Here is a 25,322-nt window from a genome sequence, read left to right on the forward strand (position 1 = left end):
CAAAAAGGAGTCGAAAATTCGGCTCCTTTTTGTTTCCTTAAAACCCAAAATTTGGATTTTTTCATCTACGAATTATTTCCTCAATCCTTTCCTCCACTGCCTTTGAATTGATCCTCTTTATAGGCAAATAAAACATTGAAGGTCGTCAAAGATCCATAGCATCGAGTGATATACTGCTGTAGGTGTACCCTATCCTCATCATCCAATTTCGGATGGTTATTGATGTTTTGCTCCAAAACCCTGAGTTTTTCCCGAACCATTACAATTTTATGAAAAAAGGTCTCCATCGGAATTTCTTTTTCCTGAAGAGCTGAATCCCCTGGCTTCAATACGACATTTCCACCTATCCATTTCCCTCCTAAAGGAACCAAAGGTGCCCGTTCTGAAGTCTGCTGCAAGGCTTCTCGAATGGCTTTTTCTACATCCCTCATGGTTAGCATAGGGAAATCAGGTTTTTTGGCCTCCTCTATGTTAAACCCATCATAATCTCTCGACAGGGTTTTTATTTCTTCATTTTCATAGAAATAGATTTTATAAAAATCATCCTCCACGGACAGGATCATCCCCATCCCAAATTTGGGGTGTGAAAGTTTACTTCCCGGCGCTAAATCTCTTGCTGACATATTCTAATAGGTTGTTTTTCTAAAAGTCTTAAATATAAATTCCTGATTTGGGTAAAATCAAAGTAAATCAAAAAATTACCGGCTTTTACTTACTTTAAAAAGATTTCAAATCTACTTTTCCCGATAAACGAATCCAATATTATATGACCAGGATAAAGTTTTATACAATTCAAGCTATCTCTGTTTTTTTAGGCTTCACCTTCTTTGGAGCTGGAATGGCCAAATTATTTGCAGATCACCAATATTTCGGTTGGATTGGCCCTGTATGGTTAATTGAAAGACTCCAAGAATATGGCTTGGGATTTTTTGCTGAATTCATTGCCTACTCCCAACTCTTCATTGGCTTCATGCTCATGACTACCCGATACAAACTCCTAGGAAGTATCATGCTAGTCCCTTTGATTCTCAACACCCTCATGGTTACCATTTCACTGAATTGGAGAGGAACTCCATTTGTACTTGGCTTTTTACTGGTTCTCAATCTTGTTCTTCTGTTCCAGTATCGGGACTTTTTCATCCCCCTACTCAATGAGGGTAAAGTCGGAGGACATCTTAAAATCAGAGTTTCGAGAAGCTTGCTTGGACACGGAGTTTGGCTATCTGGATTTTGCCTTGAAATCCTTTCTATTCCCCTATCCAGTCAGTCTTGGGAATGGGCAATCATCCTTTCATTTTTGGGGATCATTCTGGGAATTTTGAGTTTCAAAATGGATGGGAATACCAGAAAAAATTACGGTAATTTGAAATAGAACCTTTAACATAATTCACTATGAATATCTTCCCCTATCTCAATTTTGATGGCGAAACCGAATCTGCATTTCTTTTCTACCAAGCTGTATTTGGGGGAGAGTTTGAAGGAGGAATAAAATACATGAGGGATGCTCCCGGTATGCCCATAGAGGAGGATGAAATGGACCGGGTAATGCATGTTTGCCTACGCCTGAGTGAGAATGTGAAAATTATAGGAAGTGACAACTTGCCTAGCATGGGGCATGTACTCAAGCAGGGTAATCATGCCTATTTATCCTTAGATATGGATTCTAAAGAAGAAGGAGAACGGATATTCAGGGAATTGTCCGAAGGAGGAGAAGTGGAAATGGCTTATCAGAAGACCTTTTGGGGAGCCTATTTTGCAAGCTTCAAGGACAGGTTTGGAGTTTCTTGGATGATTAATTATGACCTAAAAGCCGGAGAGGAATAAAAACAACATTACTCTTGAATTAAAAGCTCCTGAATTTCAAGCCAAAAAAGTGAATTTCCTGAAAAGGGCTGCCACGAATATTGGATTGAGGAGAATTTGCCCTACCTTTGTATCAGCGGCACGACCAGCTCCTGCTGAATCCCCCAGGTCCGGAAGGAAGCAAGGGTAGGCGGTTGTAGCGGTGCGATGCCGCTACTTTTTTGCCCATTTTTTTCTGCGTCCCTCCTATTTGCATTACGTATCCTAATTTATCTTTTAACTTTGCTACGTTCTGAAATTAATCAACTCACATACACATGAAATTCTTTATTGATACCGCCAATCTGGACGAAATCCATGAAGCCTATGACCTTGGGGTTTTGGATGGTGTAACCACCAATCCTTCCCTTATGGCTAAAGAAGGAATCAGCGGGGATGAAAACGTCCGAGCGCATTATAAGGCAATCTGCAATATCGTAGATGACAAAGTAAGTGCCGAAGTAATCGCTACCGACTTCGAAGGAATGATACGAGAGGGAAAGGAACTTGCAAAAATCGACGATAAGATTGTTGTAAAAATCCCTATGATCAAAGACGGTGTCAAAGCCATCAAATATTTTCACAGCGAAGGTATTCGAACCAACTGCACCTTGATTTTCTCATCAGGGCAGGCTTTGTTGGCTGCAAAAGCAGGAGCAACTTACGTTTCTCCTTTCATCGGAAGACTAGACGATATTTCATTCAATGGATTGGAATTGATCGAGCAGATTGTTCATATCTACCAGACTTATGGCTTTGCTACTGAGGTATTGGCGGCTTCTGTTCGTCATACCATGCACTTGATCCAATGCGCTGAAATAGGTGCAGATGTAGTGACCTGTCCTTTGAAAGTCATCACCGGATTGTTGAAGCACCCACTAACCGACTCCGGTTTGGCTCAGTTTCTGGCAGATCATGCCAAAGTAAATTCAAAATAAATCTTTTAAGAGGCTGTTTCAACTGGTAAGACAGCCTCTTTTTTTATCTTTCGTCATGTATATTATCAAAGTAAAAGGCAAGGCTAAGATTCCGGACTACATCCAGATCCGAGATGAAAATTTCGTCTTAGTAGCTTATTTCAGGGCAGACCGTCCCATGAAAAACATAGAGAAATTTGGACTGGAAGGCAAGGAAGCTGAATTGGAAGCGTTAATTCAGAGCTTGCCATTTGGAAAGCTGCAAAAATTAGAACTGTAAAATGGACTTTAGTACCCAACCTGTATTACAGGTAGAGCACGCAACAATATTCCAGGGAATCAATCCTGTTTTATCCGATGTGAATTTTTCGATAGAGCAGCACGAATTTGTTTTTTTAATAGGTAGAACCGGAAGCGGAAAAAGCTCCCTATTGAAAACACTATATGCAGACCTACCACTAAAAAGCGGGATGGTTGAAGTAGCCGGATTTGACCTTACCAAAATTAAAAACAGTGAGATCCCTTTTCTAAGAAGAAAATTAGGCATCATCTTTCAGGATTTCCAGCTTTTCAACGACAGAACAATAGAAGAAAACCTGGACTTTGTCATGAAAGCCACCGGCTGGAAGGACAAAATAAAGATCAAGGAACGTATGGCGGAGGTTTTGGTGCTAGTAGGATTAGAAAATGCCGCCTCGAAAATGCCGCATCAGCTTTCAGGAGGGGAACAGCAAAGAGTAGTGATTGCCCGGGCTCTTTTGAATGAGCCTTCGATTTTATTGGCTGACGAACCTACTGGAAACCTAGATCCAGACGTAGCTGATGGAATATTCAAACTCTTTCAGGAAATCAACAAAAAGGGAACTGCCATCCTCATGGCCACCCACAATCATGAATTACTCAGAAAATACCCCTACCGAGTACTCAAATGTGAAAAGGGCCAATTGCTTGACAGTAAAACCCATGATGTATCCTTTGATTCACCCTTTTAACAGTATGGGAATCAAAATGTACCAAACAAGTCTTCAATTTAGCTGTTAAATACATTCACTGTTTTTGCCTATGAAACGAACCTCCCCTATCAAGCTCATCCTGTTTCTTGCCTTGCTTGTTTTCAGCTGGAGCTGCCGGGACAAAGAAGACAGCCTACCTGCTGTGGATCCGGGATCCAATGCCGCAGTAAACCGTTGGATCTATTCTATTATGGAGGAGGCTTATTTATGGCTTGAAAATCTGGGAACTCCCATTTCCGAAAATTCCACCCCTGAAGATTATTTCGAATCCTTACTTTACAGGACTGCTGATCGTTTTTCGGTAATCTATGCAGATTATGAGGAGTTATTGAATTCACTAAGTGGAATCACTCTGGAAGCAGGGTACGAGTTTATCCTTTATAAGGAGGGGGAAAACAATGTCATTGCTGAAATCAGTTATGTCAAAAAGAACAGTCCCGCCTCCCAAGCAGGATTGAAACGTGGAGACATCATTTACACGATCAACGGCACTCAAATGACGGTCGACAATTTCGCAGAAGTGTTGGCCAATATTTCTTCTACTCATAGCATAGAATATTTGCGGTACAACGAAACCTCTAAAGCATACGAAGATCAGGGAAGCCTAAGCCTTACTCCTATCCAACTTGCTGAAGATCCCAATTTCCTAGACTCCATTTATACTATTGACAACCAAAAAATCGGTTATGTTGTCTATCACTTTTTTGCTCCAGGGCCTGGAGACAACAGTACATTATATGACGATGAAATGGACGCTGTCTTTGCAAATTTCAAAGCTCAAAACATTGATCATTTGATTGTAGATTTTAGATACAATGGAGGGGGCTATGTTTCTTCCGCGGTGAATCTGGCCAGCCTGATCGCTCCAGGAGTGAGCTCTACCAGCGTTTTTTCCAAAACCAAATTCAATAGCTTCCTGATGGGCTATGATGAACTCAAAAATGTTCAGACTACATTCAAACAAAAAGCCGAAAACCTAGGAAATACCTTGAGTGGGAATAGGGTCTATATCCTGACTTCACGCCGTACAGCCTCTGCTTCTGAACTAATCATCAATGGACTCAAACCATATATGGATGTTTTTTTGATCGGAGATGTAACAGTTGGGAAAAATGTCGGGTCAATCCCCTTTCAGGATGAAAAAAATGACCAGAATAAATATGGAATTCTTCCTATTGTAACCCAAAGCTTCAACAGTCTTGACCAATCAGATTATTCCAACGGGTTTAATCCAAACATTACAGCCAAAGAGAACTCGGAACGAATGAGACCCTTGGGTGATGTCAATGAACTACTACTCAGAACTGCAATTGCCGAAATCACCGGCACGGCCCCTTCCGGAAGATTCCAGCAGTTAAATCGAAAGGATATTGAAAGCACTCTGGACCATAAAGTTCGATCAGGCAGAATGATAGAACATCTGGATATCAGATAATTGCACTTAAGCCCCAAAAAATTGGGGCTTATTTTTTGTCTCATTTTTATTCAATAATTATTAGGAAAATTTGGCTATATAGTTGAAATTGATTCTGTTTATTTCTTATAAACAACATTTAACCTAATTATTTTATTTACAATCAACCATTACAAATGCTTATGCAAAATCAACTTTGGAGAAAGCCTGCATTGTATGCTGGCATTATGTTGGGGACTTTGGTTTTTTCATGCCAACCTCAGGATGAAAACCCAATCACCCCAAATGTAGTAGAGTATGTAAAGTACCAGAACGGAGACATTATTCCGGGCAAGTACATCGTACGTTTGAATCCCTCATCGCTCAATTTCAGAAAAACGGCAAACTACGCCACTGATCAGGCAAGCATGAGAAAAATCAGCACTGATCTTTTGGCTAAATACAGAATCGCAGAGGACAATTTGGGCTTTGTCTATGGAAGCTCCATTGAAGGATTTTCTGTAGGTCTTTCTGAAGAGCAATTCAATCAACTTTCAAAAGATCCTTCGGTAAAATTCATCGAACCAGATCGAGTGGTGATGCTTGCCCCTCCTCCTGGTAAAGGCCCAGGTGGTGGCGGTGGTTCTACTGGCCAAGAAATCCCATATGGAATCACACGTGTAGGTGGTGGAGCAACTTATACCGGATCCGGGGTTGCCTATATCATTGACTCTGGAATTGATTCCTCTCACCCTGATTTGAATGTTGATTCCTCTATAGGTTTTAATGCCTTTACAAGTGGTAGAGATTCCGATATACTTACTGATGGAAACGGGCATGGAACTCACGTTTCGGGTACAGTAGCTGCAATCGACAATTCCATAGGAGTAGTCGGGGTAGCGGCAGGTGCTACAGTTGTACCTGTAAAGGTATTGGATAGCAGAGGTTCAGGCTCCTACTCCGGAGTTATTGCCGGTGTGGATTTCGTGACTGCGAACGGCTCAAATGGTGATGTTGCCAATATGAGTTTGGGTGGTCCTGCTTCCGCTGCATTGGATGATGCTGTAGCTGCTATGGGTCAGGCAGGTATAAAAGTTGCCTTGGCTGCCGGAAATGAAAGCACCGATGCCGGTACTAGATCTCCAGCCAGAACAAACGGCACTAATATTTATACAGTTTCTGCAATTGATTCCAATGACAGGTTTGCATCGTTCTCCAACTACGGCAATCCTCCAGTGGATTATGCTGCTCCGGGTGTAGGTATCAAATCATCTGTTCCAGGAGGTGGGTATGCAACTTACAATGGTACATCTATGGCTGCTCCTCACGTTGCAGGTATCCTATTGACCGGAACCCCTAGAAATGGAGGCAGTGCAATCAATGATCCTGATGGGAATCCTGACACAATTGCGATTAAATAAATTCACTGACACCAATACTTTTAAAGCGACCTCATCCAAGGGGTCGCTTTTTTATTACTATTCTTATCCTTAACTTTTAAAACCAACATCTACTGTCGCATCTAAATCCTCTCTTTATGGAAAGATTAGCAAGCTTCTTTTTGATTCTGATGATTTATTTTTTGGGCACCCTCGCGATAGTCCAACAAGTCATCCGCCCCAAACGTCTGCTTATTTCAGACCAAGGAGGGAAAAGCAAACATTGGGTTACCAATTATTTCAAAATCATCTTATTGAGTTTCCTCCTTGCCTTATTGACCACCATACTCGCTTACTACTTATTCATATAAAAAAATAAAACCAGCTTAAGTTTAAGCTGGTTTTATTTTTCATCCGATTGCTCGTATTACATGGTTTTTTTGAGATTCTCTTTTGCCAAATCAAAATTGGGATCTAGCTGAATCGCTTCTTCAAAAGCTACTTTTGCTTCAGCTTTTGAGCCCTGATCCAAATAAATCATTCCTTTTAGATTCAAGGCGGCTGCTTTCATGCTAACCTCCTGAGTTTCGGTTTGACTCTTAGGAAAGCCGATTTTTTCATCAGCCTTGGCATTTTTAATAAGCATATTAGCAGAATTTAGAGCCTCAGCATAGCGCTTAAGGGAATATTGCAAGTAACCTGACTTATAAAGGCTAAAATTATCCCCGGTCAATAAATGTAAGCTCTCAAAATGTGGCAAAGCTCTATCCAAAGCACCCAATTGTTCTAGGGAATAGGCTGCTATCTCCAGAGCTCCTACACTCTTGTCATTCACCTCCAATATATCCATGGCAACCAGAGCAGCTGATGTGGATTGTCCCATTTCGAAATAAAGGCTTCCCAGGGCTTCCTGGAACCTCATATTCTCTGGATTCCTAACAATCAGGTCATATAATTTGGATTTTGCCATATCCATATCACTGTAGCGCATCGCCAATTGGTATGCTGCCTGATCCAGTACATTCAGTGCGTTTTTAGTCTTTGGATCCAAGCGTGCAACAGAATCAGCATTCTGAGCCAAAAGTGTTCCCGAAGTGACAATCAGGAACAACATAACTACTACTCTTTTCATTTTACTTTTTTATTTATGATTTTGTTTTGGTCGAAATCCCCTTTGATTCAGCGATCTCTAACATCAGTCTTCGTGCCTCTTCAGGGCTATTATGAATTTTGCCCTCCAATATAGCTTCTTTAATTTCTTCTTTGATTTCTCCGACGATTTTTGAGGGACTTAGATCAAAAGTTTCCATAATTTCTTCCCCACTGATGGGGGGCTGGAAATTTCTCACCTGGTCTTTTTCCTCAACTTCCTGCAGTTTTTGCTCTACTTTGTCAAAGTTTTCAAGATAGCGCTTGACTTTTTTGTTGTTTTTGGATGTAATATCCGCTCTACAGAGCTTCATCAAATCCTCAATATCATCTCCGGCATCAAAAAGTAGCCTTCTTAGTGCCGAATCTGTCACTTCGTCTTTTACAAGTGCAATGGGTCTTAAGTGAAGTCTGACCAACTTTTGAACATATTTCATGCGCTCATCCATAGGAAGCTTCAAGCGCTTGAATATCCCCGGAGTCATCCTAGCCCCCTTATCCTCATGCCCATGGAATGTCCAGCCTGCTTTAGCGTTGAATCGCTTGGTAGCGGGTTTAGCAATGTCATGCATAATTGCAGCCCATCTCAACCAAAGACTATCACTAACCTGGCATACATTGTCCAATACTTGCAAAGTGTGGTAAAAATTATCTTTGTGGGACTTGTCATCCACCGAGTCCACTCCCTGAAGTTCCACCATCTCCGGAAAAAACTCATGAAGCAATTTTCCGGCAAACAAGAGTTTAAAACCATAGGACGGTTTATCACAAAGGATGATCTTATTCAGTTCCACAATAATCCGCTCAGCTGAAATAATTTTTAATCTGGAGGCATTCTTGGTCAATGCAAAAAAAGTATCTGCATCAATGTCAAAATTGAGCTGAGAGGCAAACCGAACAGCACGCATCATCCGGAGCGGGTCATCCGAAAAAGTAACTTCCGGGTCGGTTGGGGTTTTTATTAGCTTTCGTTTGATATCCCCAACTCCATCATAAGGATCCAACAAGTCCCCATAATTCTCCTTATTCAAAGAAATCGCCATTGCATTGATGGTGAAATCCCTTCTTTCCAAATCCTCCTCCAAGGTCCCGTTTTCGACAATGGGTTTTCTAGACTCTAGCCTATAGGATTCTTTCCTTGCTCCCACAAATTCCAGTTCGGAATCTTCCAATTGCAACATGGCAGTTCCAAAATTCTTGAAAACAGAAAGAGGAACATGGTACTCAAATTGTTTAGCTACCTCTTCAGCTAAAGCTATTCCGCTACCCACGCAGGTAAAGTCAAGGTCTTTATTGACTCTTCCTAAAATCAGGTCCCTGACATATCCACCCACCACATAGGTTTCCAAACCTAAATTCTCTGCAGCCTTTGCGACCTTGGAAAAAATCTCGTTTTGGTCTAAGTGCTCTTTGAAATTCATGCCTTGATAATTTTCACGTCTCCATCCGCTCCGAGATACAGTTCTTTTACAGAAGGACTAAAAAGAGGAAATTGTAATTTGGTATGGTTGGGGGTACTGACTCCCGAGTCCAATCGTACCAAAACAGGCTGGGAAATCTGGAAAAGAAATTTATTCCAATTTGGTTCACGAATCAGTGAAAACCGAATAAGTCCTTCTTTGGCCAGTTCTTCATTGACCAAAGCATTTGCATTGCTTTGGTAGATGGTTGGCTTGCTTGCAAACTCCACAATATCCAAAGAGACCTCGGAAAACTGCTCACAAATAGACCGTATTTGAAACAGGTCAAATAACAGGTAAATCCAATCCTGCCCCATCTCCTTGTTCCACTTTTCGGGTTTCAGGAAAGTGAGCACCTTCCCATTCCCTTCCTTTAGATGGAGAATCCCTTCTTTCTTAAATTCGTTGATATAATTCGCAGATTCCAAAATGCTATAATATTTTTCACAAAAATAATCAGAATATTGAGAGCAGTTCTGCTAATCCGTTGAGCAAAAAAAAAGCCTCCTTACCAGGGAGGCTTGCAAATAAACTCAAATAGCTTAATCTTCTTTTTTGGAAAGGTTTCTGTTGATGAAAAAGCTTGACGCTAATCCTATCCCTGCAAAAATAAAAATGCTAGAAGGAAAAGCCACATTACTTTCAAGGCCTACTTTCTCCAAAACCCCTCCGATCAAGACTCCAGTACCTATCCCGATTGCCAATAAAGCCAGATTGAGCACAACTTCTCCAAAGCTGAATTTTTTTCCAGAATTGAAAAGTTTGGCGTCTGCTCCTTTTTCAATCAATGCCAGTCTTTCTTTGTTTCGGGTACTCAGGAATACATAGATGATTCCGAAAAAACTTGAAAAAACGATAAGTGTAATTAAAATTTCTCCTGCCATATTATTTAAGGTTAGTTTTCTTCTTTGATGTCTATCCTCAAAAAAAGGTTACAAAAGAGGAAAAAAAAATTTTTGTAACTTATTTAATTCAATTTGCATCTAAGATTTAAATGCATTTTCAGGAAGACGATTTTTATATTCAGCAAACTCTATCGGGCGAAATGGGTGCTTTTGGCCAATTGGTTCAAAAACACCAAAAGTTCGCCTATACACTTGCCTTGCGAATACTCAAAAACTCAGAGGAAGCCGAAGAAGCTACTCAGGACGCCTTTTTCAAACTATTTCATAGCTTAGGCAGCTTTGAGGGAAAATCAAAATTCAAAACCTGGCTTTATAAAATCGTTTATCATGAGGCGCTGGGAAGGCTACGAAAGAAAAAAGATTCACATATACAACTGGACGATATAACCGAGTTCGAATCTCTGAATACCGATTTTGAAAACGGTATAGAGGCGATGCAAAGCCAGGATAGAACAAAGTTGATCAAATATGCCCTAGATCAAATGAAATCAACAGAGGCAGCCGTCATAACCTTGTTCTATTTAGAGGAATACAGCATCAAGGAAATAACGGAGATTACAACCCAAACTGAGGCTAACGTAAAAATATTGCTTCATAGAGGCAGAAAAAACATGCTACATATCCTTCAAAAAAACATAAAAAAAGAATTAATCCATTTACTATAATTTTGCGGCATATGGAAAATAGAGACCCCTTTCATAAATGGATCAAGGAAACTGGAACAGAAAATCCCGGTAAAGATTTTCATCTCAGGATTATTCAAAAGCTGGAGAATCAAAAATCGATGGTTCCTTACTCTCCTATTATAACTGCAAAAGCCTGGGCGGCGATTTTGATATTCATAGGAATCATCATTATCAATGTTCTACTTTTTGTACCAGGAGACCATTCCACTTTCATGCTATTCGAAAAGATCCCCCAACTGAACATTTCCTATTTCACTATAAAGGTCCCATCATTTAGCTTTCCTGCTATAATCATAGATCAAGTAATGAGTATTTCTATTGCAATCTTTAGTTTATTCTCCTTTCTCTATATTTTCTTTTGGAGCAAAAAATGGCACTTTTAATAAAACAAAAAGAGGCATCATAAAGATGCCTCTTTTTTTGTCATTTAATTTCTAAATTATCCTCTCAGCCAATTTATAAAAGTCTGATAACCTACTCCGATCTCTCTTGCAAAAGCAGCCTTGGTTTTCTTTCCAGCAGCTTCTACTTTTCTCCATTCTTCAATAATTTTACTCTTTTCTGAATCAGAAAATGATCTTCTTTTAGAAGTTTTTCCAACAGAAGAACCACTTAACATTGCTACCAATTCATTCAATTCATTCAGGAATTTTCCATCAGTTAAGAATAATCCTGCCGCTTCCAATTTTTTGATAACATCATCCTTTGGGTTTACAGGAGTAACGGCAATTCCTCTGGCTGCCGCCTCGTTTAGGTCAATTTTTTTACCTTCTGCAGTTTTATAGATAAACCCATCATTTTTTTTGAGGTCTGCAATTGCCTCTTTAATTAGATCTCTCATGCTAGTACACTATTTTCATTAATAAAATGAATTCAAATATATCAGAAAAAGTATTTTATATCTACAAATACATCTCTTTAATATTGATTATTTTAAAAAAATTAACACAAACATGAGAAAAATCATTAATTAACCGAGTAGTTATTTAACCAGTGATTAATCAAATTAAAATGTGACTGTTGATTTCTAAGGGTATTAAAATATATTTTTTCCATACCAGAGTTTTGGAAATTCACCTGAAACAAAGACAAATCCAATTCATTATTCAGGTTTTCAATTAACTCCACAAAAGACGAATACTCCGGTAATTGTATATCATCATGTTCAGTTGGAACTAAAGAGAAACCTATAGAAACATCTGAATTAACTAAAAAAGAATAAGATAAACTGTCTCTATTTTTATTTCTAAGCAGTACAATTGACTCCTGTTGATTAGTCAATACCGCAATTTCTTCTGAGCTAATCCTTGTAGCCAATTCTTCTCCAATACTTTTTAATAAAAACTCAACAAACCTCTTCCAAGAGACAGATAAATTTTCTGGTAAATCGTAGGGTTTGGGTTCCTGGGAAAAAGCGGTCTCTAATTTCAACCCTGCTGAATCACATATAGATAGTATGTCAAACCAATATTGGTCGGGAGGAGTATTGGTAGGCCAGAAAACTACCAAATCGCGCTGATCCAAAATCAGAGAATCAAATAGCTCTCCGTAAAAAGAATGAAATGCACCATAAGACGATCCTAAATTTAACCAGTCAACTTTTTCCAGCAATAGAATCGGATCAAGAGCAAAGGGAATGTTCGCATTTTTTGAAATTCTGATTGAACTGGATTTCGACGAATCCTCGAGTTTATTTACCAAGATAATTTTTGGACATTGTGTTTTCATGATTTAAGGGATTGAAGAGTTTCAATGATTTTCGTATTCCTTGGGACCAAGATGCCTTTTCGGTCACTCAACCCGGAATAAAAGTAGAAACAGAAAATATTTATCGAACACATTTGTCACAAATTGTCAGCATTTACTTTTAGGCTTTAATTTGAAAAAAATGACTAAAGCACAAATTTCCGGAAAAGGAATCAGATAATTTCCTTAATTTTGAGCCCCATAAGAATCCATTCAAATTCATTCTCCACTCCATTCTTATGGCTTCATCCACCAAATACATCTTTATCACCGGAGGCGTGACCTCTTCACTTGGGAAAGGCATCATTGCTTCCTCTTTGGGCAAATTGCTGCAATCAAGAGGGTTCAGTGTTACGATCCAAAAATTCGACCCCTATCTCAATATAGATCCGGGAACTCTTAATCCCTACGAACATGGGGAATGTTATGTCACTGATGATGGAGCAGAAACGGATCTTGACTTGGGACACTATGAGCGATTCCTGAATGTGCCGACTTCTCAAAGCAACAACATCACTACAGGAAGGATCTACAACAATGTCATCACCAAAGAGCGAAAAGGAGAATTTCTTGGCAAAACGGTACAGGTAATCCCCCACATCACTGATGAAATCAAGTCCAATTTTTACAAACTTGGCGAAGAGGGAAAATACGATGTAGTAATCACCGAAATAGGTGGATGTGTCGGTGATATCGAATCCCTTCCTTTCATTGAAGCAGTGAGACAGGCGAGACTGGACTTAGGACCAAATAATTTTCTGGTAATCCACCTGACCCTGATCCCTTATCTCAAGGCGGCAAAAGAACTGAAGACCAAACCAACTCAACATTCGGTAAAACAGCTTTTGGAAGCAGGTATTCAGCCGGATATTCTGGTTTGCCGTACAGAGCACCACCTACCTTTAGAGGTTAAAAAGAAGCTTGCACTTTTCTGTAACGTACAGTTAAACAGTGTAATTGAGGCCATGGATGCAGACACCATTTATGATGTGCCTTTGCTGATGAAAAAAGAGAAACTGGATGAGCGTGTATTGTCCAAATTGAAACTCTCTTCAAAATCCAATTCGGAGCTAGAGGAATGGAAGGAATTCCTTGGAAAACTGAAAAACCCAACCCAAGAAACCACAATCGGCCTGATCGGAAAATATGTTTCCCTTCCAGATTCCTATAAATCCATCATTGAGTCCTTCACTCATGCAGGTGCATCAATTGAATGCCAAGTCAACCTGAAATTGATTTCTTCTGAAGAAATCAACCATGAAAACTATGAAACCAAACTCAGAGGATTGGATGGGATTTTGGTCGCTCCTGGTTTCGGGGAGAGGGGCTTTGAAGGAAAAATAGAAACTGTAAAATATGCCCGAGAACATGGAATTCCTTTCTTTGGAATTTGTCTGGGAATGCAGGTAGCAGTTATTGAGTATTGCAGAAACGTTCTTCAACTGGAAGGAGCAAATAGCACGGAAATGGACCCCTACACGCCTAACCCTGTGATTGCCCTGATGGAAGAGCAAAAGAATGTGGATCAAATGGGAGGCACCATGCGACTTGGCTCTTATGCTTGTGAACTCAAAAAGTCCAGCAAAGCATTTGCAGCCTACGGAAAAACAAAAATTAACGAAAGACACCGTCATCGTTACGAATTCAACAACCATTACCTGGAACAAATCGAAAATGCAGGGATGATCGCTACTGGTAAAAACCCAGAAACCGGTTTGGTGGAAATCGTAGAAATCAAAAACCATCCCTGGTTTGTTGGCGTTCAATTCCATCCGGAGTACAAAAGTACCGTACTTAGTCCACAGCCTTTATTTGTCAAATTCATTCAAGCAGCTGTAGCAAACAAAAAATAAACAATTCAAATCCCCAAACTATCTTGGGGTTGATACCAATTAAATATGGATAGAAATCAAGCAACAGGTTTGATCCTTTTTGCGGCAGTCATTTTGACTTACTCAATCTTTTTTGCCAGTAGCCCGGAAGTCCCGGAGGTAGAAACCGAAACACAGGCACAGACTGAGACCAAAATACAGGAAGTCGAGGCAACTGCCGAAATGGTCGCCGTACCAGATAGTACTCTGGACGCAGAAAGGATAGCAAAATTTGGGGTTTTAGCCCCTCTTACTCAGGGAAACGAGGAAATCGTCACCCTGGAAAACGACAAAATCCAAGTAAAAATTTCCTCCAAAGGTGCTGAAATAAAGGAGGTAATCCTCAAAGAATACCTGGACTGGAAGAAACAACCACTGGCCCTGATTGATGAAAACAGCTCATCGATCAATTTCTCGCTAGAAAGCCGCACTGGTACAATCCAACTGGAGGATCTATTCTTTTCACCTAGTCTTGGAAGTTATGAAAATGAGGAAGGAGTTACCGTTCATACCCTCAGTTTTCAGACAGGCTCCGAAAGCGGAAAACTAATTCAGGAATACCAGCTTTCCGAAGGGAGCTATGAAGTGGCCAAATCCTTCAGGATGGAAAATTATTCCGGAGTTTTCATAGGGAATTCTATCCAGATGAACTGGGAAGACCAGGTAAGAGCTCACGAAAGAGACCTTGCTGAATCCAGAAGAAAAACCCAACTGAATTACTTCACTGCTTCAGAGTCCTATGAAAACCTTGGTGTAAGCGACGATGCAGAACAAGAAGCAGTAGCAGAACCTGTCAAGTGGATAGGCTTCAGCCAAAGATTCTTCACTGCGGGGATTATTGCGGACGCTGATTTCCAAAATGTAAATTTGGCACAAAGTACTCCAGCGGATAGTGCATTTGTAAGAAATATGAGTGCAAGTCTGACTATCCCAATGCAAGATGGAGAAGTTTCTTACCGCTATTATTTTGGCCCTGACAAATACAAAGTACTCAAGAAAGTCAGTGAAGGCTTTGAGAAAAACGTAGACATGGGCTACTTCTTTGTAAGCTGGGTCAACAAATACATCATCGTCAATCTTTTCTCCTTCCTTGAAAAATATTTCAGCAGCTACGGAGCGATTATTATACTCATCGTATTCATCATCAAATTAGCTTTATTCCCATTGACCTATAAATCTTATATAGGCATGGCAAAAATGAGGGTAATCAAACCTGAAATCGATGAACTGAAAGAGAAATACGGAGACGATCAGACCAAGATGCAGCAGGAACAGATGAAGCTGTTTTCCCAGCTTGGAGTAAGCCCAATTTCAGGCTGTCTTCCAATGGTTCTTCAGATGCCATTCCTTTTTGCGATGTTCTTTTTCTTCCCGAACGCCATCGAGTTGAGACAAGAATCCTTCCTATGGGCATCGGATCTTTCCACGTTTGATGAATTCATCAAATTGCCATTTACGATTCCATTTTATGGATCACATGTGAGTTTGTTCACCTTGCTGATGACCGTTTCACAAATCGTCTACACTCACTTCAACAATCAGCTTACTACCGCGACGGGTCCAATGAAAAACCTAGGCTACATCATGCCGGTAATGTTCATGTTTATCCTGAACTCCTACCCTGCAGGATTGAGCTTCTACTATTTCGTATCGAACATGGTGACATTTGGACAGCAGTCCCTGATTAAGCTTTTTGTAGATGACAAAAAGATCAGAAAGATGGTTGACGACAACAAAGCCAAAAACGTCAACAAGAAAAAGTCAAAATTCCAGCAGAGACTAGAAGACGCAATGAAGGCGGCTGACACCAACCGAAAAAAATAAAAAGGGACCCGAAAGGGTCTTTTTTTTTGTTAAAAAAGAAGACAAAAGTATCATTCCTAAGCATTAAATGCGTTCTTAAACTACTCGTTTCCCGTTTCACAAATTAGTTACTATAAAAAGCCATCAATATTGACCACATAAATAGCTAACTAATTAAAAGCAAAGCCATTGACTAAATTCTACCAATAATTACCTACAGTTATGCGACAATTTTTGTCAGAAGGCAATTGCTAAAAAAAGAGTGAAACAGGAACGAAAAAGCATTGATTTTGCTTAATATTGAGTCTTAATTTAAACAACACCATGGGAAAAATCATTGCCATAGCCAACCAAAAAGGCGGAGTGGGAAAAACCACAACTGCGATGAACCTTGCTGCGAGTCTTGCAGTATTGGAGCACAAAACCTTGGTGATCGATGCGGACCCTCAAGCCAACACCACATCCGGATTAGGTCATGATCCCAAATCAATTAATACCAGCATTTATGAATGTATGGTCGACGGAATTGATGTGAAAGAAATCATTCTCAAAACCGAAATTGAAAATCTGGATCTGGTTCCTTCTCATATTGACTTGGTAGGAGCTGAAGTCGAAATGATCAATATGGAAAACCGGGAAGAAAAAATGAAGGAGGTGGTTTCAGGTCTCAAGGACCTTTACGACTTCATTATCATTGACTGTTCCCCTTCCCTAGGTTTGATCACGATCAATGCCCTGACTGCGGCCAACTCCGTAATTATTCCTGTTCAATGCGAATATTTTGCATTGGAAGGCTTGGGTAAATTATTGAACACTATCAAAATCATCCAAACCAGACTCAACCCAGACCTGGAAATAGAAGGGATTTTGCTGACCATGTATGATGTACGTCTCAGACTGTCCAACCAAGTGGTGGATGAAGTTCGAGTGCACTTCAAAAACATGGTATTCGATACGATCATCCCGAGAAATGTTCGCTTAAGTGAATCTCCAAGCTTTGGTCTACCTGCCATTGCTTTTGATGCAGAAGGAAAAGGTGCAATCGCCTATCTAAATTTGGCCAGTGAGATTGCAGAGAAGAATGGCATTCAAAATCAGAACGCATAAGCTATGGCAGACCAAAAACCCAATAGAAAAAAATCTGCTCTAGGAAGAGGACTCGGTGCTCTTCTGGAGGATAGCCCCGCGAAAAACAAGTCTGAGGAAATCCTCCCTGAGGTAATTAAAACCGGAATATTTGAAATCCCACTTGAAGAAATCCAGGTAAACCCCTACCAACCCAGGATTCACTTTGACAAGGAAGCCCTGGAAGAATTATCCGAATCCATCAAAGTTCAGGGAATCATTCAGCCCATAACCGTTCGGAAACTGGGACCAAATGAATTCCAACTTATCTCAGGAGAAAGAAGATTTCAGGCTTCAAAACTTGCCGGTCTAAAGGAAATCCCTGCCTATGTCCGCACAGCCAATGATCAGCAGATGCTGGAAATGGCACTGATAGAAAACATTCAGCGGGAAAACCTCAATGCCCTGGAAATCGCTCAATCTTACCAAAGACTACTGGCAGAGTGCGATTTAAAACAAGAAGAATTGGGAGACCGTGTTGGTAAAAACCGGACAACTGTCAACAATTACCTGAGATTGTTGAAGCTTCCGCCGACCATTCAGGCAGCTATACGGGACAATCAAATTTCAATGGGACATGCACGTGCCCTGATCAATATTGAGGATATTGACAAGCAACTGGCCATTTTCAAAAAAGCAGTTGATGAGGAGTTGAGCGTGCGAAAAGTAGAAGCCCTCGTTAAGGCTTTGAATGAAGGCAAGGCGGAAAAGCCTGAAAAACCAGGGCTGGACCCAGTCAAAAAATACGAAATGAACAAGATCCAGCAGCAACTGGCAAGTCATTTCGGCACCAAAGTCGCTCTCAAAGCCGACAACAAAAGCAAGGGAGAAATCAAAATCCCCTTCAATTCGGCTTCGGACTTAAACAGAATTTTGGAAATTTTGGAAATTATCTAAAATTGATCGTATCCTCTATCCCACACTCTTCGAAATCTAAAGCCCCGTGTATTATCATGGGACTTTTGGTTTTTGGCATTCTGTCTATGAGCACATTATATGCTCAGGAAGTAACAATTCCAGAAGAGGATCAAAAGCCCATAAAAACTTCCACTCTTCCCAAAAACCCAAAAAAAGCCACACTGCTTTCAGCTATTCTTCCCGGTGCAGGCCAAGTTTACAATAATAAAGCATGGAAGGTGCCAATTTTGTATGCGGGAATCATGACGGATGTTTATTTCATGAACTTCAACAATCGTCGATACAAAGTCTTTCGCGAGGCATTATTTGCTTTTGATGATGGGGAACCCAACCAATTCCCCAATTTGAATAGAGATGCATTGGTAAGAAATGTGGATTATTGGAGAAGAAACAGGGACATGACCTATTTACTGATGGGGGCCATTTATGCGCTGAATATCATAGATGCAACCGTAGACGCCCACCTTTCCGGGTTTGATATTTCGGACGATTTAGCATTGAAGGTCGAACCACATTATGAATCATTTTCTGCCCAAAACCACAGTTTGGGCTTTGCAGTAAAACTTAAATTCTAACATGAATATTTTATTACTTGGCTATGGAAAAATGGGACAGCTGATCGGTCAGATAGCCGAATCAAGGGGTCACCAAATAGCTGGAAAAATCAACATAGACAACCGGGAAGAACTGGAACAATTGGACCCTGGTAAAATCGATGTTGCGATTGAATTTAGCCAGCCTGAAGCAGCAGTAGAAAATATCTCCTGGTGTCTGGAAAGAAATATTCCAATTCTATCAGGAACAACTGGCTGGCTGGACAGGAAGACTGATTTAGATCAGCTGACACTTGAGAAAAACGGGGCTTTTTTCTACGCCTCCAACTACAGTATAGGAGTTAATATCTTTTTCAAAGTCAATGAATTTCTGGCCCGCCTCATGAACGAAGCCAGCGGATACAAGGTGTCTATTGAAGAAATTCACCATACAGCCAAGAAAGATGCTCCTTCAGGTACGGCCATCACCCTTGCCGAAGGAATAATGAATAATCTGAAGGGGTATTCAAAATGGCATCTGTCCGATGGAACGCACGAAAATGAACAATCCATCTCTATTACTTCCAAACGCATAGATCCTGCACCGGGCACTCACATCATTCGCTATCATTCTGAAATTGACGACATTGAGATTTCTCACACGGCACATAGCCGTCAGGGATTTGCTCTTGGTGCGGTTTTGGTTGCAGAATGGATTAAAGGAAAGAAAGGCGTGCTCTCTATGGATGATTTTCTATCTTTCTGAAATAAATTTTACAAATGAGTCAACCTAAAAAGAAAAAATCTGCAGCTCGGGAATGGGTAGACGCCTTGGTGTTTGCAGTTATTGCTGCAAGCTTGATCCGATGGCTTTTTTTAGAACCATTCACCATTCCAACTGCTTCTATGGAAAAGTCACTATTGGTCGGTGACTTCCTTTTTGTAAGCAAAATGCACTATGGTACCCGTGTCCCGAGAACTCCTCTTCAGGTACCATTGACCCACCAAAAAATTTGGGGAACTGATATTGATTCCTATTCCGATGCCATACATCTCCCTTATTATAGGCTTCCAGGTTTTTCAGATGTAAAAAGGAATGACGTGGTGGTTTTCAATTACCCCGTGGAATTTCAGTACCCAAGTGACCTAAAGACAAATTATATCAAGCGTGCTGTAGGAATACCAGATGATGTGATTGAAATCAAAGGAAGCGAATTATTTATAAACGGTGAGGCAGCTATGACTCCAGAGGAAATGCAGTTTTCCTACAATGTTGTGACCAACCGTCCTCTGAATTCGGAGTTTTTCAAGGACTATGGCATCAACCCAGATAGCTACATGGCCTTTACTGACGGAACCTATATGGTGTTTACAACCAATCAGGAAATCGAACGGTTGAAATCTTCACCCGTTGTCACCTCTGTTTCCAAGAGAATCTATCCACCGGGACCTGAAGCTGGTATTTTCCATGATGAAACAGACTTGGGATGGAACCGAGACTATTTTGGCCCGCTCCTGGTACCAGGAAAGGATCAGACCTTTGAAATGACTCCTGACAATGTCCTAAAGTATTCTTTTACCATTGAAAAGTACGAGGGACATGACCAAGTGGAAGTAAAAGATGGACAACTCTTTATTAACGGTGAAAAAGTAGATTCCTACACCTTCAAACAAAATTACTACTTCATGATGGGAGACAACCGTCATGATTCTCTGGACTCCAGATACTGGGGATTTGTACCGGAAGACCATATTGTAGGTAAAGCTTGGTTCCTATGGCTCTCCTTGGACAAATTCGAATCCATGTTTAACAAAATCCGCTGGAGCCGACTCTTCAAAGGAATTGAATAAATGAAAAAGCCCTGAATTCCAGGGCTTTTTCATTTATCACCAATCTACAGGCTTTTCTCCATGGGAAAGCAAATATTCATTGGCCTTGGAAAAATGTCCGCATCCAAGGAAGCCCCTATGAGCTGACAAGGGACTTGGATGGGGAGCCTTTAAAATAAGGTGTTTCTTCTCATCAATCAGAGCTGCTTTTTTTTGGGCAAAAGCTCCCCAAAGCAAGAAAACCACATGTTCACGGGAATCATTGATTGTTTTGATCACCACATCGGTAAACTCCTCCCAACCTTTATTCTGATGAGAACCCGCCTGATTTGCCCTCACCGTCAGAGTTGCATTTAGCAGAAACACCCCTTGGTCTGCCCAGCGTGTCAAATCTCCGTTGGGAGGCATATCTTTCCCAAGGTCTGCTTTGATCTCCTTAAAAATATTCAGGAGGCTTGGAGGAAAAGCAACCCCTGCACGAACCGAAAATGCCAATCCATGAGCCTGTCCCGGTCCATGATAGGGATCCTGTCCGAGGATGACCACCTTCACTTGATCCAAGGTGCAATGATTAAAGGCATTGAAAATTTCCTTTCCAGGAGGGTAAATTGTTTGATGGGCATATTCATCCTTTACAAATTCGGTAAGCTTTTTGAAGGATTCATTCTTAAAATAGTCCGCTAAGGCAGTTTTCCAGCTTTCTTCAATTTTTACATCCATAGGTGAAAATATTGGTTCTCAATGTCAGCATTGTATATTTGTTGAATTCTCAATCTCATTGAATTATGGTAACAGCTGTTACGGAAGGAATACAAGTCAGTGTAGAAGTAACCTATCAGGCAGAATTTTCCAGCCCGAATCAGCACCATTTTGTTTTCACCTACAAAGTAAACATTGAAAACAAAAGTCCCCACACAGTTCAGCTTCTTAGGAGAAAATGGGAAATTTTTGACGCTGCCGAAGACATGAAAATTGTCGAAGGAGATGGCGTAGTAGGTCAGCAACCTATTTTGGAACCCGGAGAATCACATAGCTACATTTCCGGATGCAACCTCAAGTCTGGTCTGGGCAAAATGAGAGGTTTTTACATGATGGAAAAGCTATTTGACGGAAAAATGCTGGAAGTTGTTGTTCCCGAATTCCAGATGATCGCAACAATCTTTCATAATTGATTTGCTTTCCAGAGTTTATCCTTTCCTTGCCTATTTGAAATATTGGCTTCTCAAAGAAGACCATTATTCCTTGCAAAGCCCCTTCCTATTTCAACTCTATCAAAACCTAAAAAAATTCCGAAGGGAAAGACAATCTGACGACTTGGAAATTGAGCAGTTTCGAGAATCCCTGTTGAAGAATACCCTAGAAATTGAGATCCAGGATTTGGGTGCCGGTTCGAAACGAGTACCCCAACGTATTAGGAGAATATCTAAAGTAGCCCGCTTCAGTACCAGCCCCAGAAAATACGCTCAGCTTTATCAGTATTTCTGCAGCCTTACACCTGCAAAAACTGTTCTGGAACTTGGCACCTGTGTGGGAATCACCACTAGGTATCTTGGTAAGGTCACAAAAGGCAAAATCTTTAGTTTTGAGGGTTCGACTAACTTAATTACTGTAGCTAAAAAAAGCTTAAAAAGCAGTCATATCGAATTCATTCAAGGGAATATCCACCAAACATTACCTAGTTTTTTATCACAAACTACAACTGTGGATTTTGCACTGATAGATGCCAACCACACTTTCGACAGTACTGTTGCTTTCTTCGAACTGCTTCTACCAAAAATTGATTCCGGATCCATCATTACCATTGGGGATATTCATTGGTCTTCAGAAATGAACAAAGCTTGGGACCAAATCAAAAAACACCCTAAAGTAAGCTTGAGCCTTGATTTTTTTGAATGTGGAATCTTGCTTTTTCACCACTCCGAAGAAAAAGCCCACTTTGTTCTCGATTACTGATTTTCCAAAATCAGGAATACCTCAGTTCCTGTCCTTTGGGGAATTGAGTTATAACAAGCTTCCAAAACCTGGACTTTGAAATAGGAGGAGAATATGGCCTGGTATTCCAAGAGACTTCCACCAAAAGGAGGTCCATCCTGTTCAAAATCCCGATCAAACAACACGCCCACCAACTTTCCGGAAGGTTTTAACAAGGATTTCATTTTTTCGCAATAAGCAGGTCTTAAACTAGGATCGAGCGCACAAAAAAACGTCTGCTCCAGAATCAAGTCATAAGATCCAAGATGATCAAAAAAATTCTGATGGTGGATCTGCCGAGTTGGAAAATCCGGAAAGCGTCTTCGAAAATTTTCCAAAGGGATAGTTGAAATATCGAGTATATGGGTATTGACCAGACCCTTTTGAAAAGCGTAAACAGCCTCATGAGCATTGCCTGCTCCCGGAATCAGGAGTTCTAAACCACTATTTTCAATTTGGTCTAAATATTGCAATAAGGGAGTAGAAGGATAACCAATATCCCAACCGGTTTTCCCTTGAAGATACCGTTGGGTCCAAAAATCTTCATTCAGATTTACAAGCATCTTGCCCTAGATAAAACAAAACATGAACACAAATTTTAAAAAAGATTCCGGTCAACCTAGTAACCAGGGAAAAAACATCCTGATCATTGTCCTGATTCTTTTGGTCATCATTAGCGGGATAAAACTCTATACAGACTATGTAGATAGAACCAAAAAAACAGAGGAAATCCTTTTGCTTTCTTCAGAAAACAATGAATTAAATCAAAGGTTGGACTCCATGACCTATCAATTGAATCTGAGAATACAGGAAATTGAAAAACTCGGAGGAGATATTCAGGCGCTGGAAGATGTGCGAGACCAGCTGATAGCAGAAAGAAACACGTCAAGACAACGATCTTCCGCCGAAATTGCCGCACTCAATGAAAAGATCAACAATTACAATACGCTAATTGAGGAAAAAGATCAGGAAATACTAGAGTTGAGAGCCATGAACCAGCAGCTCTATGCCGAAAACCAAGATTTGAAAAGTACACAGGCCCAAATCGAGGAAGAAGTGGCTCAATTGAACCTTCAAAAGGAAAATCTTCAGGCAAAGGTCAATGTAGCCTCCATGTTGAAAGCAGAGAACATTGCCATTGCTGCCATAAACTCCAGAGGAAGAGAGCGGATTGAAACCAGCAGGGACTTCAGAAACCGGCAGATGGAGCGTATCAAGGTGAGTTTCAACTTTGCAGACAATAAAGTAGCGGAAAAAGGCCCCAGAAATGTATATGTACAGATTCTAGCACCAAATTCACAACCTATTTTCGACGTGGCAAAAGGTTCTGGGACCTTTACAGTTAACGGAGCGGAGCAGTTCTACACAGTCAAGCAAGATGTCATTTTTGACAATTTAGGGGAAACCCTGACCTTCTTTTATGAAAAAGGCTCTGAATATAGCTCTGGAGAGCATGAGGTAAGGATATTTGTGGACAATTACCAAGTGGGATCACAAACATTCTCCGTGAAATAATCCCAGCCAACCGACAATCTTGGAAACCTCTCTTTTTGAGAGGTTTTTTTATGTGCATTCCCGCAATGCAATCGGACAGTTGTTTGGAAAACAGAAGTATTACCCCTACTTTTGCGGTCTGTTTATTCAAATTCCTTAAACACATTAAAAAATGTTCCAAAGAAATTACGAGACGGTATTCATTTTAACTCCCGTTTTGTCTGATGTTCAGATGAAGGATACTGTCGACAAGTTCGTGAACTTGTTAAAAGAAGAGGGGGCAGATGTAATCAATGTGGAAAACTGGGGTCTGAAGAAAATGGCTTATGCTATTGACAAAAAGACAACTGGTTTCTATGTGATGGTTGAGTTCAAGGCCGATCCTAGCATCATCCGCAAGTTTGAACTTGAGTTCAGACGTGATGAAAAAGTGATGAGATTCTTGACTACTGTTTTGGACAAGCACGCAATTGCTTATGCCGAAAGAAGAAGAAAAGGAGAGTTTAACAAAAAAGCTGAAGCTAAGGAGGAGCAAGCCTAATGACACTATTCAACGAGCCAATCAACAGAGGCGAAATCAAGAAAAAATATTGCCGATTCAAAAAGCACGGCATTAAGTACATTGACTACAAGGATCCTAATTTCTTGTTGAAGTTTGTCAATGAGCAAGGAAAAATCCTTCCTAGAAGACTGACTGGAAACTCTGCGAAATATCAGCGTAAAGTTGCTCAGGCTGTTAAAAAAGCAAGACATTTGGCTTTGTTGCCATTCGTAACCGATGGTTTGAAATAATTCGGTCTTGTATCGTTCAATCAAAAAAGATCATTACTAATGGAAATTATATTAAAAACAGACATCAAAGGTCTTGGATATAAAAATGACCTGGTAGATGTGAAGCCAGGATACGGCCGTAACTACCTGATCCCTCAAGGTTTCGCAGTTCTTGCAACCAGCTCCAACAAAAGAATCCTTGCTGAAAACATCAAGCAGGCTGCTCATAAAGCTGAAAAAATCAAGACTGAGGCAGAAAATATTGCAGCAAAACTTGCTGAAGTTACTCTTGAAATCAAAGCCAAAATCGGTGAATCAGGAAAAATCTTTGGTAAAGTAACTACCCTTCAAATTGCTGATGCTTTGGCAACTCAAGGGTTCAACATCGACCGTAAAAAAATCTCCATCAACACACCAGTAGAAGGTGCAGGAGAATTTACTGCTGAGGTTGACCTTCACAGAGAAGTAAAAACAAACGTGAAATTTGTAGTTGTGGGTGAATAATCCCCAAAACAA

Annotated in this window: 32 protein-coding genes and 1 other RNA gene; 24 read left to right on the plus strand and 9 right to left on the minus strand. The window is 40.5% G+C overall.

The window, feature by feature from the left end; all coding sequences use genetic code 11:
- Nucleotides 1-80: 80 nt before the first annotated feature.
- Entirely contained in the window at nt 81-623 is a 543-nt protein-coding gene (locus P2G54_RS06090; protein WP_275869210.1) for a hypothetical protein, read from the minus strand.
- 143 nt (nt 624-766) lie between these two features.
- On the opposite strand from P2G54_RS06090, the gene P2G54_RS06095 reads away from it, so the two are divergent.
- The 9 genes from P2G54_RS06095 to P2G54_RS06135 all read left to right on the plus strand — a co-directional run bounded on the left by P2G54_RS06095 (nt 767) and on the right by P2G54_RS06135 (nt 6,915).
- Complete coding sequence (locus tag P2G54_RS06095; protein ID WP_275869213.1) at nt 767-1,372, plus strand: hypothetical protein; 606 nt, start codon at nt 767-769, stop codon at nt 1,370-1,372.
- A 20-nt stretch (nt 1,373-1,392) separates the two neighbouring features.
- Entirely contained in the window at nt 1,393-1,824 is a 432-nt protein-coding gene (locus tag P2G54_RS06100; RefSeq protein ID WP_275869216.1) for a VOC family protein, read from the plus strand.
- Between the two features lie 112 nt (nt 1,825-1,936).
- An RNA gene (ffs, locus tag P2G54_RS06105) (signal recognition particle sRNA small type) lies at nt 1,937-2,023 on the plus strand.
- Nucleotides 2,024-2,120: 97 nt separating this feature from the next.
- Nucleotides 2,121-2,780 carry a fructose-6-phosphate aldolase gene (gene fsa, locus P2G54_RS06110; RefSeq protein ID WP_275869218.1) on the plus strand — a complete coding sequence of 220 codons (660 nt, stop codon included), beginning with the start codon at nt 2,121-2,123 and terminating at the stop codon, nt 2,778-2,780.
- Between the two features lie 55 nt (nt 2,781-2,835).
- Nucleotides 2,836-3,039, plus strand: coding sequence for a fructose-6-phosphate aldolase (locus P2G54_RS06115; protein ID WP_275869221.1), 204 nt, complete (start codon nt 2,836-2,838; stop codon nt 3,037-3,039).
- 1 nt (nt 3,040) lies between these two features.
- Nucleotides 3,041-3,751, plus strand: a complete 711-nt coding sequence (locus tag P2G54_RS06120) for an ATP-binding cassette domain-containing protein (RefSeq protein WP_275869224.1) — start codon at nt 3,041-3,043, stop codon at nt 3,749-3,751.
- Between the two features lie 70 nt (nt 3,752-3,821).
- Nucleotides 3,822-5,207, plus strand: a complete 1,386-nt coding sequence (locus tag P2G54_RS06125) for a S41 family peptidase (protein ID WP_275869226.1) — start codon at nt 3,822-3,824, stop codon at nt 5,205-5,207.
- A 161-nt stretch (nt 5,208-5,368) separates the two neighbouring features.
- Nucleotides 5,369-6,586, plus strand: coding sequence for a S8 family peptidase (locus tag P2G54_RS06130; protein WP_275869229.1), 1,218 nt, complete (start codon nt 5,369-5,371; stop codon nt 6,584-6,586).
- 116 nt (nt 6,587-6,702) lie between these two features.
- Complete coding sequence (locus P2G54_RS06135) at nt 6,703-6,915, plus strand: hypothetical protein (RefSeq protein ID WP_275869231.1); 213 nt, start codon at nt 6,703-6,705, stop codon at nt 6,913-6,915.
- A 56-nt stretch (nt 6,916-6,971) separates the two neighbouring features.
- Here P2G54_RS06135 and P2G54_RS06140 read toward each other — a convergent pair whose 3' ends face one another.
- The 4 genes from P2G54_RS06140 to P2G54_RS06155 form a co-directional block, all read right to left on the minus strand.
- On the minus strand, nt 6,972-7,676 hold the full coding sequence (locus P2G54_RS06140; protein WP_275869233.1) for a tetratricopeptide repeat protein: 705 nt from the start codon (nt 7,674-7,676) through the stop codon (nt 6,972-6,974).
- A gap of 13 nt (nt 7,677-7,689) precedes the next feature.
- Complete coding sequence (locus P2G54_RS06145; RefSeq protein WP_275869235.1) at nt 7,690-9,114, minus strand: HD domain-containing protein; 1,425 nt, start codon at nt 9,112-9,114, stop codon at nt 7,690-7,692.
- Nucleotides 9,111-9,581, minus strand: coding sequence for a hypothetical protein (locus P2G54_RS06150; protein WP_275869237.1), 471 nt, complete (start codon nt 9,579-9,581; stop codon nt 9,111-9,113). The genes P2G54_RS06145 and P2G54_RS06150 overlap by 4 nt, the downstream gene beginning before the upstream one ends.
- A 114-nt stretch (nt 9,582-9,695) precedes the next feature.
- Nucleotides 9,696-10,037, minus strand: a complete 342-nt coding sequence (locus P2G54_RS06155; protein ID WP_275869239.1) for a DUF6249 domain-containing protein — start codon at nt 10,035-10,037, stop codon at nt 9,696-9,698.
- A 110-nt stretch (nt 10,038-10,147) separates the two neighbouring features.
- Between P2G54_RS06155 and P2G54_RS06160 the strand changes: the two genes are divergently transcribed.
- Nucleotides 10,148-10,723: a sigma-70 family RNA polymerase sigma factor gene (locus tag P2G54_RS06160; RefSeq protein ID WP_275869241.1), complete on the plus strand. Its 576-nt coding sequence runs from the start codon at nt 10,148-10,150 to the stop codon at nt 10,721-10,723.
- Between the two features lie 11 nt (nt 10,724-10,734).
- A complete protein-coding gene (locus P2G54_RS06165; RefSeq protein WP_275869243.1) occupies nt 10,735-11,127 on the plus strand; it encodes a hypothetical protein in 393 nt (130 codons plus the stop codon).
- 56 nt (nt 11,128-11,183) lie between these two features.
- Here the strand turns inward: P2G54_RS06165 and P2G54_RS06170 are convergent, their stop codons facing one another.
- Nucleotides 11,184-11,585 carry a hypothetical protein gene (locus tag P2G54_RS06170; RefSeq protein ID WP_275869245.1) on the minus strand — a complete coding sequence of 134 codons (402 nt, stop codon included), beginning with the start codon at nt 11,583-11,585 and terminating at the stop codon, nt 11,184-11,186.
- Between the two features lie 125 nt (nt 11,586-11,710).
- Entirely contained in the window at nt 11,711-12,472 is a 762-nt protein-coding gene (locus P2G54_RS06175; RefSeq protein ID WP_275869247.1) for a hypothetical protein, read from the minus strand.
- A 257-nt stretch (nt 12,473-12,729) separates the two neighbouring features.
- Between P2G54_RS06175 and P2G54_RS06180 the strand changes: the two genes are divergently transcribed.
- The 7 genes from P2G54_RS06180 (at nt 12,730) to lepB (ending at nt 20,591) form a co-directional block, all read left to right on the plus strand.
- Complete coding sequence (locus P2G54_RS06180; RefSeq protein ID WP_275869249.1) at nt 12,730-14,343, plus strand: CTP synthase; 1,614 nt, start codon at nt 12,730-12,732, stop codon at nt 14,341-14,343.
- Nucleotides 14,344-14,388: 45 nt separating this feature from the next.
- Nucleotides 14,389-16,185, plus strand: coding sequence for a membrane protein insertase YidC (yidC, locus tag P2G54_RS06185; protein WP_275869252.1), 1,797 nt, complete (start codon nt 14,389-14,391; stop codon nt 16,183-16,185).
- 303 nt (nt 16,186-16,488) lie between these two features.
- A complete protein-coding gene (locus P2G54_RS06190; protein WP_275869254.1) occupies nt 16,489-17,271 on the plus strand; it encodes an AAA family ATPase in 783 nt (260 codons plus the stop codon).
- Between the two features lie 3 nt (nt 17,272-17,274).
- Entirely contained in the window at nt 17,275-18,186 is a 912-nt protein-coding gene (locus P2G54_RS06195) for a ParB/RepB/Spo0J family partition protein (RefSeq protein ID WP_275869256.1), read from the plus strand.
- Between the two features lie 86 nt (nt 18,187-18,272).
- Complete coding sequence (locus P2G54_RS06200) at nt 18,273-18,782, plus strand: DUF5683 domain-containing protein (RefSeq protein ID WP_275869258.1); 510 nt, start codon at nt 18,273-18,275, stop codon at nt 18,780-18,782.
- 1 nt (nt 18,783) lies between these two features.
- Nucleotides 18,784-19,506 carry a 4-hydroxy-tetrahydrodipicolinate reductase gene (gene dapB / locus P2G54_RS06205; RefSeq protein ID WP_275869260.1) on the plus strand — a complete coding sequence of 241 codons (723 nt, stop codon included), beginning with the start codon at nt 18,784-18,786 and terminating at the stop codon, nt 19,504-19,506.
- 14 nt (nt 19,507-19,520) lie between these two features.
- Complete coding sequence (gene lepB, locus P2G54_RS06210; protein WP_275869262.1) at nt 19,521-20,591, plus strand: signal peptidase I; 1,071 nt, start codon at nt 19,521-19,523, stop codon at nt 20,589-20,591.
- Between the two features lie 36 nt (nt 20,592-20,627).
- Here the strand turns inward: lepB and ung are convergent, their stop codons facing one another.
- Entirely contained in the window at nt 20,628-21,290 is a 663-nt protein-coding gene (ung, locus tag P2G54_RS06215) for a uracil-DNA glycosylase (RefSeq protein WP_275869264.1), read from the minus strand.
- Nucleotides 21,291-21,355: 65 nt separating this feature from the next.
- On the opposite strand from ung, the gene apaG reads away from it, so the two are divergent.
- Both apaG and P2G54_RS06225 read left to right on the plus strand, forming a co-directional pair.
- Complete coding sequence (gene apaG, locus P2G54_RS06220; RefSeq protein ID WP_275869266.1) at nt 21,356-21,742, plus strand: Co2+/Mg2+ efflux protein ApaG; 387 nt, start codon at nt 21,356-21,358, stop codon at nt 21,740-21,742.
- Between the two features lies 1 nt (nt 21,743).
- Nucleotides 21,744-22,523 (plus strand): class I SAM-dependent methyltransferase, encoded by a 780-nt coding sequence (locus P2G54_RS06225; RefSeq protein ID WP_275869268.1) that lies wholly within the window; start codon nt 21,744-21,746, stop codon nt 22,521-22,523.
- Here the strand turns inward: P2G54_RS06225 and P2G54_RS06230 are convergent.
- On the minus strand, nt 22,517-23,104 hold the full coding sequence (locus P2G54_RS06230; protein ID WP_275869270.1) for an SAM-dependent methyltransferase: 588 nt from the start codon (nt 23,102-23,104) through the stop codon (nt 22,517-22,519). The two genes, P2G54_RS06225 and P2G54_RS06230, sit on opposite strands and share 7 nt — an antisense overlap.
- Nucleotides 23,105-23,126: 22 nt before the next feature.
- On the opposite strand from P2G54_RS06230, the gene P2G54_RS06235 reads away from it, so the two are divergent.
- From P2G54_RS06235 to rplI, 4 genes are all read left to right on the plus strand, one after another.
- Entirely contained in the window at nt 23,127-24,056 is a 930-nt protein-coding gene (locus P2G54_RS06235) for a hypothetical protein (RefSeq protein ID WP_275869272.1), read from the plus strand.
- 151 nt (nt 24,057-24,207) lie between these two features.
- Nucleotides 24,208-24,576 (plus strand): 30S ribosomal protein S6, encoded by a 369-nt coding sequence (gene rpsF / locus P2G54_RS06240; RefSeq protein ID WP_275869274.1) that lies wholly within the window; start codon nt 24,208-24,210, stop codon nt 24,574-24,576.
- Nucleotides 24,576-24,827, plus strand: coding sequence for a 30S ribosomal protein S18 (gene rpsR / locus P2G54_RS06245; protein WP_026955569.1), 252 nt, complete (start codon nt 24,576-24,578; stop codon nt 24,825-24,827). The genes rpsF and rpsR overlap by 1 nt, the downstream gene beginning before the upstream one ends.
- Before the next feature lie 39 nt (nt 24,828-24,866).
- Nucleotides 24,867-25,310, plus strand: coding sequence for a 50S ribosomal protein L9 (gene rplI, locus P2G54_RS06250; protein WP_275869281.1), 444 nt, complete (start codon nt 24,867-24,869; stop codon nt 25,308-25,310).
- The last annotated feature ends 12 nt before the right edge of the window (nt 25,311-25,322 follow it).

Origin of the sequence: Algoriphagus sp. CAU 1675 (genome assembly GCF_029222925.1) — a bacterium.
Taxonomy (GTDB): Bacteria; Bacteroidota; Bacteroidia; order Cytophagales; family Cyclobacteriaceae; genus Algoriphagus.

Bases quoted from the DNA above. Each gene is read 5' to 3' on its own strand.
- P2G54_RS06090 (WP_275869210.1), bottom strand. From the start codon at position 623: ATGTCAGCAAGAGATTTAGCGCCGGGAAGTAAACTTTCACACCCCAAA.
- P2G54_RS06095 (WP_275869213.1), top strand. From the start codon at position 767: ATGACCAGGATAAAGTTTTATACAATTCAAGCTATCTCTGTTTTTTTA.
- P2G54_RS06100 (WP_275869216.1), top strand. From the start codon at position 1,393: ATGAATATCTTCCCCTATCTCAATTTTGATGGCGAAACCGAATCTGCA.
- fsa (WP_275869218.1), top strand. From the start codon at position 2,121: ATGAAATTCTTTATTGATACCGCCAATCTGGACGAAATCCATGAAGCC.
- P2G54_RS06115 (WP_275869221.1), top strand. From the start codon at position 2,836: ATGTATATTATCAAAGTAAAAGGCAAGGCTAAGATTCCGGACTACATC.
- P2G54_RS06120 (WP_275869224.1), top strand. From the start codon at position 3,041: ATGGACTTTAGTACCCAACCTGTATTACAGGTAGAGCACGCAACAATA.
- P2G54_RS06125 (WP_275869226.1), top strand. From the start codon at position 3,822: ATGAAACGAACCTCCCCTATCAAGCTCATCCTGTTTCTTGCCTTGCTT.
- P2G54_RS06130 (WP_275869229.1), top strand. From the start codon at position 5,369: ATGCAAAATCAACTTTGGAGAAAGCCTGCATTGTATGCTGGCATTATG.
- P2G54_RS06135 (WP_275869231.1), top strand. From the start codon at position 6,703: ATGGAAAGATTAGCAAGCTTCTTTTTGATTCTGATGATTTATTTTTTG.
- P2G54_RS06140 (WP_275869233.1), bottom strand. From the start codon at position 7,676: ATGAAAAGAGTAGTAGTTATGTTGTTCCTGATTGTCACTTCGGGAACA.
- P2G54_RS06145 (WP_275869235.1), bottom strand. From the start codon at position 9,114: ATGAATTTCAAAGAGCACTTAGACCAAAACGAGATTTTTTCCAAGGTC.
- P2G54_RS06155 (WP_275869239.1), bottom strand. From the start codon at position 10,037: ATGGCAGGAGAAATTTTAATTACACTTATCGTTTTTTCAAGTTTTTTC.
- P2G54_RS06160 (WP_275869241.1), top strand. From the start codon at position 10,148: ATGCATTTTCAGGAAGACGATTTTTATATTCAGCAAACTCTATCGGGC.
- P2G54_RS06165 (WP_275869243.1), top strand. From the start codon at position 10,735: ATGGAAAATAGAGACCCCTTTCATAAATGGATCAAGGAAACTGGAACA.
- P2G54_RS06170 (WP_275869245.1), bottom strand. From the start codon at position 11,585: ATGAGAGATCTAATTAAAGAGGCAATTGCAGACCTCAAAAAAAATGAT.
- P2G54_RS06175 (WP_275869247.1), bottom strand. From the start codon at position 12,472: ATGAAAACACAATGTCCAAAAATTATCTTGGTAAATAAACTCGAGGAT.
- P2G54_RS06180 (WP_275869249.1), top strand. From the start codon at position 12,730: ATGGCTTCATCCACCAAATACATCTTTATCACCGGAGGCGTGACCTCT.
- yidC (WP_275869252.1), top strand. From the start codon at position 14,389: ATGGATAGAAATCAAGCAACAGGTTTGATCCTTTTTGCGGCAGTCATT.
- P2G54_RS06190 (WP_275869254.1), top strand. From the start codon at position 16,489: ATGGGAAAAATCATTGCCATAGCCAACCAAAAAGGCGGAGTGGGAAAA.
- P2G54_RS06195 (WP_275869256.1), top strand. From the start codon at position 17,275: ATGGCAGACCAAAAACCCAATAGAAAAAAATCTGCTCTAGGAAGAGGA.
- P2G54_RS06200 (WP_275869258.1), top strand. From the start codon at position 18,273: ATGAGCACATTATATGCTCAGGAAGTAACAATTCCAGAAGAGGATCAA.
- dapB (WP_275869260.1), top strand. From the start codon at position 18,784: ATGAATATTTTATTACTTGGCTATGGAAAAATGGGACAGCTGATCGGT.
- lepB (WP_275869262.1), top strand. From the start codon at position 19,521: ATGAGTCAACCTAAAAAGAAAAAATCTGCAGCTCGGGAATGGGTAGAC.
- ung (WP_275869264.1), bottom strand. From the start codon at position 21,290: ATGGATGTAAAAATTGAAGAAAGCTGGAAAACTGCCTTAGCGGACTAT.
- apaG (WP_275869266.1), top strand. From the start codon at position 21,356: ATGGTAACAGCTGTTACGGAAGGAATACAAGTCAGTGTAGAAGTAACC.
- P2G54_RS06230 (WP_275869270.1), bottom strand. From the start codon at position 23,104: ATGCTTGTAAATCTGAATGAAGATTTTTGGACCCAACGGTATCTTCAA.
- P2G54_RS06235 (WP_275869272.1), top strand. From the start codon at position 23,127: ATGAACACAAATTTTAAAAAAGATTCCGGTCAACCTAGTAACCAGGGA.
- rpsF (WP_275869274.1), top strand. From the start codon at position 24,208: ATGTTCCAAAGAAATTACGAGACGGTATTCATTTTAACTCCCGTTTTG.
- rpsR (WP_026955569.1), top strand. From the start codon at position 24,576: ATGACACTATTCAACGAGCCAATCAACAGAGGCGAAATCAAGAAAAAA.
- rplI (WP_275869281.1), top strand. From the start codon at position 24,867: ATGGAAATTATATTAAAAACAGACATCAAAGGTCTTGGATATAAAAAT.